The organism is Actinosynnema sp. NPDC023658, assembly GCF_040639995.1.
Classification (GTDB): Bacteria; Actinomycetota; Actinomycetes; order Mycobacteriales; family Pseudonocardiaceae; genus Actinosynnema.
In genome coordinates this window covers 1-5638 of the sequence record NZ_JBFAAX010000379.1, presented here as the reverse complement: position 1 = coordinate 5638, position 5638 = coordinate 1, and the positions used below count along the sequence as shown (strand labels likewise).

The following is a 5638-nucleotide window of genomic DNA, read 5'->3' as shown; positions in this document are numbered from 1 at the left end:
GGCGGGACGCGCGGGGTGGACGACCCGCCGGAGCCCGGTGTCGCGCCCGTCGCGCCGTCCGGTGTCACCCTGGAGGGTCGGGTGGTGGCAGAACCGATGTCCGACGACGACATCGGTGAGGTGATCGGCGCGTTCGCGCGCGCCGCCGCCGACGCGCGTCGGCTCGGGTTCGACGGGATCGAGCTGCACGGCGGGCACGGCTACCTCATCGACCAGTTCCTGTGGTCCGACACCAACCACCGCGGCGACCGCTACGGCATCGACCCCTCCCTGTTCGCGTCGGAGGTGGTCGCCGCGTGCCGCGCGGCCGTCGGGCCGGGCTTCCCGATCAGCTTCCGCCTGTCCCAGTGGAAGATCTCGGACTTCGGCGCCCGCCTGGCCCACACCCCCGAGGAGCTGGGCCTCCTGCTCGCCCCGCTCGTGGAGGCCGGGGTGGACGTCTTCCACTGCTCCACGCGCCGGTTCTGGCTGCCGGAGTTCCCCGGCTCGGGACTCGGCCTGGCGGGCTGGGTCAAGAAGGTCACCGGTCTGCCCACGATCACGGTGGGCTCGGTGGGGCTGGACAACAGCGAGTTCCAGAGCGCGTTCATCGAGGGCCGGGGAGCCGCGAACGCGCTCCTGGACGGTCTCGTGGAGATGTTCGAGCGTGACGAGTTCGACCTGGTCGCGGTGGCCCGGGCGCTGCTGGCCGATCCGGAGTGGGCGACCAAGATCCGGGACGGCCGGCTCGGGGAGCTGGTCCCGTTCACCGTCGGCGCGCTCGCCGAGCTGGTGTGAGGTGGGCGCGGTGCGCGATCTCGACGGGCGGGTCGTCGCGGTCACCGGCGGGGGCCGGGGCCTGGGCCTGCTGGTGGTGAGGGCGTTGCTGAGCCGGGGCGCGATGGTGGTGGCCAACCACCGGTCGCGGTCGGCGGACCTCGAAGCGCTCCTGGAGGAGTACGGCGACGAGCTCCAACTGGTGCGCGGCGACATCGCGGAGGAGCGCGTCGCGGCCGAGCTCACCGCGGCGGCGGGCGAGTTCGGGCGCTTGGACGTCGTGGTGCACAACGCGGGCATCACCCGTGACACCCTGCTGGTCCGCATGTCCGTCGAGGAGTGGGACGACGTCATCCGGGTCAACCTGCGCGGGGCGTTCCTGGCCACCAAGCACGCGCTGCGGTTGATGATGCGCCAGCGGTACGGGCGGTTCGTGTACGTGTCGTCGTTGTCGGCCGCGATCGGGAACCGCGGCCAGGCCAACTACGCGGCGAGCAAGGCCGCGCTGCACGGCCTGTCGCACTCGGTCGCGCAGGAGTACGCCGCCTACAACGTCCGGAGCGTCGTGCTGGCTCCCGGCCTGCTCGACACCGGCTTGGGCACGCGCCTGGACCAGGCGACGCAGGACCGCCTGGCGGGGCAGGCGCTGCTGGGCATCGGCGGTGGCGAGTCGATCGCCCAGACGGTGGCGTTCCTGGCCGGTCCTGCCGCGGACTACATCAACGCCACGGTCATCAACAGCCACGGGGGCATCAGGTACTGATGGGCGTACCCGCGGGACCGCCCGCCGACTTCGTTACAGATGACAAGGTTCGAGCTCGAACCTTTTCCGGTATGGTGCCCGCATGACTACTCAGCGTGCCGCGGTCGAGGACACCACCAAGGAACTGCGCGGCCTCGTCTACGAGTTGTCGCGAAGGCTGAGCGACCACGTCCGCGCCAGCGTCGCGGACCTGGACCTGACCGAGACCCAGGCCAACGCGCTGCGCGACCTCAACGAGCCGCTCACCATGGGTGAGCTGGCCGAACGCATGTGCTGCGAACCGCCGAACGTGACCTTCGTGATCGACCGACTGCAGAGCCGGGGCCTGGTCGAGCGACAGCCGCACCCGACCGACCGGCGGGCCAAGCACCTCGTGCTCACCGCCGCCGGGCACGAGCTGAGGGAACGACTGCTCCGGCAGGTCACGCGGGACTCACCGCTGGCACACCTGTCCGAGGAAGACCGGGAGAACCTGCGGCAGACGCTGCTGCGCGCACTGGGAAGAGGGGAACCCACGGAATGAAGGACACGGTAAAGGACACACCGAGCACGCCCGTCGGGGACCGCAGCTCGGCAGGCGTCACCCTCACCGCCCTGGCCATCGGGTTCGTCATGGCCACGCTCGACGCGACGGTCGTCAACGTCGCGGGCGTCACGATCAAGGACGACCTGGGGCTGAGCCTGTCGGGGCTCACCTGGGTGGTGGACGGCTACATCCTGACGTTCGCCTCGCTGCTGCTGCTCGCGGGTTCGCTGGCCAACCGGTTCGGCGCCAAGCGCGTCTACCAGACCGGGTTGACGCTGTTCGTGGTCGCGTCGCTGCTGTGCGGCCTCGCCGCGAACGGCGTGGTGCTCATCGTCTTCCGCCTCGTGCAGGGGGTCGGGGCGGCGCTGTTCATGCCCAGCTCGTTGAGCCTGCTCGTCGGGTCGTTCCCCGATCCCAAGCGGCGGGCCACCATGCTGGGCCTGTGGACGGCCATCGTGTCCACCGCCTCCGGGCTCGGTCCCGTGGTCGGCGGCGTGCTGGTGAACACGCTGGGTGGCAGAGCATCTTCCTGGTCAACCTGCCGATCGGGCTGGTCGGGCTGCTGCTGACCCGGCGGTTCGTCACGCCGGTGCCCGCGGCGGGCACACCGGTGACGCTCCTCGGCCACGCGATCGGGGTGCTCGGCTTGGCGGCGTTGAGCTTCACGCTCATCGAGGCGCCGAGCTACGGCTGGTCGTCCCCGCCGATCGTCACGGCGGCGGTCGTGTTCCTGGCGTGCGCGATCGCGTTCGTGCTCCGGGAACGGCGTGCCGCGGCGCCGGTGCTGCCGAGGTCGATGTTCGGCACGCCGGCGTTCACCGCCGCGAACCTCGTCGGGTTCCTGCTCAACTTCGCGCTGTTCGGCGGGCTCTTCATGCTCGGGGTGTTCCTCCAGAAGGCGGGCGGCGCCACCCCGCTCGAAGCCGGTCTCCAGCTGCTGCCCATGATGATCGTGTTCGTGCTGGGCAACCTGCTCTTCGCCCGCGTCGGAGGTGCGCTCGGACCGCGCAAGCCGATGCTCGTCGCGCTGGCGGTGGCGGCCGTGGGTTCGGCGGCGCTCGTGCCGATCTCGTCGACCACGCCGTACTGGCTGCTCGCCGCGGTCGTCGTGGTGATCAACCTGGCCGTGGGGGTGACGGTGCCCGCGATGACGACCGCGCTGATGGCGGCGGCCGGGCAGAGCAACGCGAACGTGGCCAGCGCGGTGCTCAACGCGAACCGGCAGATCGGGGCCCTGGTCGGGGTGGCGGTGGCCGGGATGCTGCTGGCCACGTCCGGCGACTGGTACCGGGGCGCGGCGTGGACGTTCACCGCCATGGCGGTGGCCTACCTCGTCGCGTGCGGCCTGACCTGGCGCTCGATCGGGAAGGCGTCCTAGGACCCCGACCCGCCGCGACGTTCCCGCTGTCGGAGGAGCGCCGCGGCGTCGTCGGACACATTCGGGGGGTGGAGACACATGGCAGTTGCGAAGCTCAGACCGGAACGGGTGGTGATCGCCGATCCGCACACCCTCTTCCGGGAGGCGTTGCGCGAGTGCTTCCGGGCATCGCGGGACCTGACCGTCGCCGGCGAGACGGGCACCGCGGACGAGACGGTGAGGGTCGTCCAGGACTGCCAGGCGGACATCCTCGTGCTGGACACCGACATGCTGCCCTCCGCCGAGACCACCGTCCGCCGACTGCTGACCGCGGCCCCCGCGCTCACCGTCGTGGCGCTGAGCATGAGGGAGGACGTGGTCTTCATCAGGCTGCTGCTCACCACGGGGTCCGGGCGTTCCTCCACAAGAGCGTGACGAGGGCGGAGCTGCTGTCGGTGATCCAGGGGGTGCGGTTCAACCGCGACCGCGTGGTCGTCTCGGTGCCCAGGACCAGCCACCTGCTCGACGCGGACAACCCCTACGACGCGTTGTCGAGCAGGGAACGCGAAGTGCTGGCACTGGTGGGCATGGCGCTGAGCAACCGCCAGATCGGCGTCCGGCTCCGCATCACCGAGGGAACCGTCAAACGCCACCTGCGCAACATCTTCCGCAAGCTCGGCGCCACCTCCCGCATGGACGCGGCGAACAAGGCGGCGGCCTGGTCGGCCCCGGCGCGGCCGGCGATCCCGACCTCGCCACCACCGACCACGCACCCCTGGCGGCTCTCGGGTCGGCGGTGACGGGCGAGGGACCCGAACCGCCCCGACAGTCGCTGACGGGTGTCACCCGCGAGTCGGCCGGCGCGGTCGAGCTCGTTCCAGTGCCCCGGAGGCTGTGGTCCTGCCACGACCAGCGACCTCTCGGTTCGGGCTGACGTCGGCGGGCGGCAGGGGCGGTCGGCACTGGCCGGTCGAACCCGGAAGACAAGCACCGGGGGTCGGGGGGCGTGCCCCCGGTGCCTGCCCGTTTATCGCCGCCTGCCCGTGCCGCGAAACAGGTTTGTCCTCTGTTCACCCGTTCGTGCGTCTCCGCCGCCGCCGGGTGCACCCGCCATCGGCTGGCACCGATCGCCAGGTTGGTCTCCACCAGGGGCCGGCACGGGGCAGGCGCTCGACCCGAGTCCGACGGCACGGCCGGTGTGATGCACTCACCCATGCCCTTCCCCGTGGGCCCAGGGCTCCTCGCGTGTCCCGGAATGGGGATCTCCGACCACTTCGGACGGTGGAGGATGACGCCTGACGGCGCCCGGTGACACCCAGCCGGCCGACCCATCCCGTCGTCGCACATCCCGTCGGCGGCGTGGCACTGGGAAGAGCACCGACGCCTACGGCAGGCTGCGCGGCCACCGCGGCCTGTACTGCCTGGACAGCGGCGGACATCGGGATCGGCGGTTCAGGGCGAGGTGATATCCAGGGTGGCGACGTAGTAGGTGCTGGAGGCCGTGCCCAGCCCGGCGGTGCACAGCAGCACGTCGGCGGCCGCGCCGGTGAGGACCTGCAGAACGGTGCTCCCGGTGAACGTGGTCAGCAGGTCGAGGCGGCTGAATCCCGGCACAGGCATGGGCGTTCCGCACGACCGCACGACCGGCCTCGAACAAGTCGAGGCCCCTGCGACGGAAACTGGATGAACATGAATTCGCACATCCGTTTCGGGAGCCCGTAGCGGTCATCGGCAAGGTGACTCTTGCTCGCCTGTCACGTGCGGTGATGGCAGATCGACCAGCCGAGTGCAGTGTGCTTGGGGATGTTGACGGAACCCGTGGGCTGCTGGAGTGTTCGAGCGTCAGCAATGAACTCAGTGCATTCCGTCGAGTCGTCGGTGCCGGCGCGAATTCCTTCCCACGCGCACACACCCACGGTTTCCGGTCGAGGAGGGTTCGAACATGCAGGCACCAAGGTTGCGGCGCGCGGTGGTCGCGGGAGTGGCCGCGTCCGCGCTGGTACTGGCCGGGTCGGGCGTCGCCTCGGCGGACGTGCCGTGGCCCGGTTCGCTGTGCCGGGCGGCGGACACCATCCAGTTCTACAACACACCGAGCGGTTCGAACGTCTACACCCTCCCTGTCGACGCCTACATCCGCGTCGTGCAGGTCCTGGACGGCCGCTGGGCCTACGGTCACGGCTCGGGGCACTCCGACGCGTACTTCGTGTGGCGGTACTCCGACGGCATCGACCGCGTC

7 protein-coding genes and 1 pseudogene are annotated in these 5638 nt (G+C 70.7%); 7 read left to right on the top strand and 1 reads right to left on the bottom strand.

Annotation, left to right across the window (positions count from 1 at the left end):
• The 6 genes and pseudogenes from AB0G02_RS26935 to AB0G02_RS26910 form a co-directional block, all read left to right on the top strand.
• Window positions 1-777 (top strand): 12-oxophytodienoate reductase (locus AB0G02_RS26935; RefSeq protein ID WP_360798851.1); only part of this gene is annotated, 777 nt, incomplete at its 5' end.
• A 10-nt stretch (window positions 778-787) separates the two neighbouring features.
• Window positions 788-1519: an SDR family NAD(P)-dependent oxidoreductase gene (locus AB0G02_RS26930; RefSeq protein WP_360798848.1), complete on the top strand. Its 732-nt coding sequence runs from the start codon at window positions 788-790 to the stop codon at window positions 1517-1519.
• Window positions 1520-1601: 82 nt separating this feature from the next.
• Window positions 1602-2042 (top strand): MarR family transcriptional regulator, encoded by a 441-nt coding sequence (locus AB0G02_RS26925; protein WP_360798845.1) that lies wholly within the window; start codon window positions 1602-1604, stop codon window positions 2040-2042.
• Window positions 2039-3423: pseudogene (locus AB0G02_RS26920) on the top strand (MFS transporter). Before AB0G02_RS26925 ends, AB0G02_RS26920 begins: the two are co-directional and overlap by 4 nt.
• Window positions 3424-3501: 78 nt before the next feature.
• Window positions 3502-3837, top strand: coding sequence for a hypothetical protein (locus AB0G02_RS26915; protein ID WP_360798842.1), 336 nt, complete (start codon window positions 3502-3504; stop codon window positions 3835-3837).
• Window positions 3834-4202, top strand: a complete 369-nt coding sequence (locus AB0G02_RS26910) for a helix-turn-helix transcriptional regulator (RefSeq protein WP_360798839.1) — start codon at window positions 3834-3836, stop codon at window positions 4200-4202. The genes AB0G02_RS26915 and AB0G02_RS26910 overlap by 4 nt, the downstream gene beginning before the upstream one ends.
• A gap of 652 nt (window positions 4203-4854) precedes the next feature.
• Here AB0G02_RS26910 and AB0G02_RS26905 read toward each other — a convergent pair.
• Entirely contained in the window at window positions 4855-5022 is a 168-nt protein-coding gene (locus AB0G02_RS26905; protein WP_360798836.1) for a hypothetical protein, read from the bottom strand.
• Window positions 5023-5344: 322 nt separating this feature from the next.
• Between AB0G02_RS26905 and AB0G02_RS26900 the strand changes: the two genes are divergently transcribed.
• On the top strand, window positions 5345-5638 hold a 294-nt coding region (locus AB0G02_RS26900), incomplete at its 3' end, for a hypothetical protein (protein WP_360798833.1).

What these genes read in the sequence shown, in the direction of transcription:
- AB0G02_RS26925 (WP_360798845.1), top strand. Translation starts at nt 1,602, where the DNA reads ATGACTACTCAGCGTGCCGCGGTCGAGGACACCACCAAGGAACTGCGC.
- AB0G02_RS26915 (WP_360798842.1), top strand. Translation starts at nt 3,502, where the DNA reads ATGGCAGTTGCGAAGCTCAGACCGGAACGGGTGGTGATCGCCGATCCG.
- AB0G02_RS26905 (WP_360798836.1), bottom strand. Translation starts at nt 5,022, where the DNA reads ATGCCTGTGCCGGGATTCAGCCGCCTCGACCTGCTGACCACGTTCACC.